At 40.7% G+C, this 241-nt stretch carries 1 protein-coding gene; it reads left to right on the forward strand.

The window, feature by feature from the left end; genetic code table 11:
• Positions 1-11: 11 nt before the first annotated feature.
• Positions 12-241 (forward strand): hypothetical protein (locus SB660_RS23375; RefSeq protein WP_410584956.1); only part of this gene is annotated, 230 nt, incomplete at its 3' end.

The following is a 241-nucleotide window of genomic DNA, read 5'->3' on the forward strand; positions in this document are numbered from 1 at the left end:
GGAGTAATGATGTGAAAGAAAAATTTATTTCGATTACGATTATTTGCGGCTATGCTGCTTTCTTTATGATTTTTATAGCCATGGATCATTTTTCAGGATCATCCCTCCCTCAAGCGGAACAGGGCGTGATCAATCTGGAAAATTGGGATTTTCAAAAGGATGGAAATGTCCAGCTGAACGGGAAATGGATTCTATATCCAAATCAGATGCTGTCACCGCAGGCGCTTCATTCAGCAAAAGG

The sequence above is a fragment of the Bacillus sp. SIMBA_005 genome (assembly GCF_046535585.1).
Classification (GTDB): domain Bacteria; phylum Bacillota; class Bacilli; order Bacillales; family Bacillaceae; genus Bacillus; species Bacillus pumilus.